This window comes from Mesorhizobium sp. WSM4871 (assembly GCF_055811295.1).
The window spans coordinates 27501-30720 of record NZ_JBVVPU010000029.1 but is presented as its reverse complement, the minus strand read 5'-3'; the positions used below and the strand labels follow the sequence as shown (position 1 = coordinate 30720).

Below are 3220 nucleotides of genomic sequence, written 5' to 3'. Positions count from 1 at the left end.
CAGCCACCGCATCAAGAAATGTGCCTGGAATGACGACTACCTCATTCATGCTATCGCTCATATGCGATAGCCCTGCCGTAAACGGGGAGAATGAAGCTGGCCGCGACGCCGGCAACCTCCTTGCAACGCTGGTGATTGGCGAAACCCGCGACGCCAGCGCCCCTCTCCCCGCCACTATAAGGGAGAGGGTGCCGGCAGGCAGGTGAGGGGCAGCGCGACGCCGAAGTCTTCTTCTCTCCGCAACGGAGTAGGGGCGAGTGAAGCAGAGACGCCGCGATGATCTTCCGCATCCGCAGCGCGCATGGCACGGCAGATTTGGCAATGCGATCTGGTTTCAACGACTGTAAGCTGCTGGCCGGTTGTTGACGATGCATCGGAGGTCTAAGCAGGCCCCATGAAATCTCCAAGCGAAGCCGCCGCCACGTCCCTGACCGGCTCTCTTCCGGCCGATGCGTTCTGCCCGCAATCGCGACGCAGGTTCGTGTTGATCGCGGCGATCCTGGCTTCCGCGCTCGGTTTCATCGACGGTTCGATCCTGGCCATCGCCACGCCGGCGATCCGCGTCGATCTCGGCGCCAGTTTCGCCGAGGCGCAGTGGATTTCCAACGCCTATGCCTTGACGCTCTCGGCGCTGATCCTTGTCGGAGGTGCGGCCGGCGACCGTTTCGGCCTGCGGCGGGCCTTCGTCGCCGGCATTGCGCTGTTCATCGCGGCTTCGCTTGCCTGCGCGCTGGCGCCGAATCCCGGAGTGCTCATCGCGTTTCGGGCCATCCAGGGCATCGGCGCCGCCATTATGGTGCCGGGCAGCCTGGCCATTATCGCCAAGGCCTATCCGAAGAAGGAACGCGGCAGGGCGATCGGCATCTGGGCGGCGGCCTCGGCGCTGACGACGGCGCTAGGCCCGGTGCTGGGCGGTTTTGTCCTGTCAGCCTTCGGCGACGGCATCTGGCGGGCGATCTTGGCGATCAACCTGCCACTCGGCCTTCTCTCGATCTACCTTTTGCTGGCCAAGGTTCCGGCCGACGCGCCGGCTGACAAGCGAAGCCTCGATCTCGGCGGCGCCGCGCTCGCCACTTTGGCGTTCGGAGCGCTTGCCTACGGCCTGACCGCGATGAGCGCCGAGGGCGGCGGGCAGATGTCGGGACCGGCTATTGTCATCGGCACGGTGCTGCTTGTCGTTTTTGTCTTCTTTGAGCTGCGGCAACGCGAGCCGATGATCGACCTCTCGCTGTTTGGCGTCCGGGCGTTCGCCGGCGCCAATGTCGCGACCTTCTTCCTCTATTTCGCGCTGTCGGCCAACCTGTTCTACCTGCCGATGCTGTTGATTGCCGGATGGGGGCTGAGCACGGCGGAAGTCGGCTTCATCTTCCTGCCGCTGTCGGCCTCGATCGCGCTGCTGTCGGGGCCGGTCGGTGAGTGGTCCGACCGGATCGGACCGCGTTTTCCGATCGCCAGCGGCAGTCTGGTCGTGGCTTTCGCCTTTGCCGGCCTCGCCCTGCTCGCCCATGCCGGCATCCACAATTTCTGGACCGGGACGTTTCCGCTGATGGCGGTGATGGGGCTCGGCATGGCGCTGGTCGTGTCGCCGCTGTCGACCGCGATCATGACCGCCGTCGAGGACAAGGACACGGGCGCCGCCTCGGGCATCAACAATGCGGTTTCCCGCATTGGCGGCCTGATCGCGGTGGCGGCGATGGGTTCGCTCGCGGCCTGGGTCTATTCGACGATGCTGGACACCAACGTCGGATCCGGCATTCCGGGTTTTGGCGAACCGGCATCGGCCGGGCTGGCGCCTGAACTTGATGCAGCCAGGCTTGCCGCCAGCGACGCGGCCTTCGCGGCCGTCTCCATCGCAACCGCCCTGCTTTGCCTGCTTGCCGCGATCATCGCCTGGACGACGATTTCGGGGCAGGCACTGCCTTGGTCGCGCCGCGCGGAAAACCCGCCGGCCTGATTCGGGGAATTGATTCGCACCAAGATCTTAGGGTCTAACCTTCGATCTTGGCGCTCGCGACCTTCAGCGAATTGCTGTCTTCCTGCTTGAGCAGGTCGTCGATGCGTTCGCGCTCGCGCTTGAAGGCGACGAGATCGTCACCCTTCAGCACTTTGCCGACCGGCAGGCGAACGCGCATAGGGTCGACCTTGGTGCCGTTGACGATCAGTTCGTAGTGGAGATGCGGACCGGTGGAGAGGCCGGTCTGGCCGAGATAGCCGATGGTCTGGCCCTGGCGGACACGCACGCCCGGTTCGATGCCCTTGGCGAAAGCGCTCTGGTGATTGTAGGAGGTCTCGTAGCCATTGGCGTGGCGGATGATGATCTGCTTGCCGTAGCCGCCGGCCCAGCCGGCCTTCTCGATCACGCCGTTGCCGGCAGCAATGATCGGTGTGCCGATGGGGGCCGCCCAATCGACGCCGGTGTGCATGCGCACATAGCCGAGGATCGGGTGCCTGCGGGCGCCGAAGCCGGAGCGGAATTTTCCCGCGGGCAGGGGATTGCGCAACAGGAACTGCTGGGCGCTCGAGCCGTCCTCGTCGAAATAGTCGGTGCTGCCGTCCTGCATCTGGAAGCGGTAGAAATTGCGTGTCGTGCCGCCGAAGGTCGCCGAGACGTAGAGCAGTTCGGACTCGTCCGACGCCTGGTCGTCGCCGTCCGGCTGCGAGAACAGCACCTCGATGCGATCCGACGGGCTGAGCCGCGACTGGAAATCGACACCGGACGCCAGCAGCTTGATCAGCCGCTTGGTCATCGCCTTGGACATGCCGTAGGAATAGGCGGCACGGTAGATGCCGTCATAGATGTTCGGCAGACTGCCGCGCACCACCACCGGCGGCGAATCATCGAAGGCGGTCAAAAGTTCGGGATTAGGCTCCGGCTCCTGCGCCGGCACATACTGGCCGCGGTCGTCGAGCGCGATGGTGACGATATGCTGGGTCCTGTCGTAGACGCTGGTGCGGACGACCCTGGCGGTGTCGCCACGGACTTCAAGCCCCACGCGCAATACGGTTCCGGCCTTCAGCGCCGGGGCGTTCAGCAATTTGGCGATCGCTTCGGCCATGCCGGTGGCGTCTTCGCCCGTATAACCCGAATCAGCCAAGGCTTCCGCTATGTCGCGGTCCTTGGTGAAGGGAATGATTTCCTCGGCAAAAGCCGGCGTCTGATCATCGGCAATGGCGCGCGGCGCCACCGAGACGTTTTCCGGCACGATCTTGACGTCGTAGG

At 64.7% G+C, this 3220-nt stretch carries 3 protein-coding genes (1 of these 3 running past the window's edge); 2 read left to right on the top strand and 1 reads right to left on the bottom strand.

Annotated features, from left to right (window positions below; genetic code table 11):
• Both AC0L2H_RS31715 and AC0L2H_RS31710 read left to right on the top strand, forming a co-directional pair.
• Positions 1 to 206 (top strand): hypothetical protein (locus AC0L2H_RS31715; protein ID WP_473593644.1); only part of this gene is annotated, 206 nt, incomplete at its 5' end.
• 188 nt (positions 207 to 394) lie between these two features.
• On the top strand, positions 395 to 1954 hold the full coding sequence (locus AC0L2H_RS31710) for an MFS transporter (protein WP_473593643.1): 1560 nt from the start codon (positions 395 to 397) through the stop codon (positions 1952 to 1954).
• A 34-nt stretch (positions 1955 to 1988) separates the two neighbouring features.
• On the opposite strand, the gene AC0L2H_RS31705 is transcribed toward AC0L2H_RS31710, so the two are convergent.
• Positions 1989 to 3220 carry the 3' portion of a M23 family metallopeptidase gene (locus tag AC0L2H_RS31705; protein ID WP_473593645.1) on the bottom strand. Its footprint extends 730 nt past the window's final position, so 1232 of the gene's 1962 nt are visible here — the last part of the coding sequence; the start codon falls outside the window, past its right edge; the stop codon is at positions 1989 to 1991.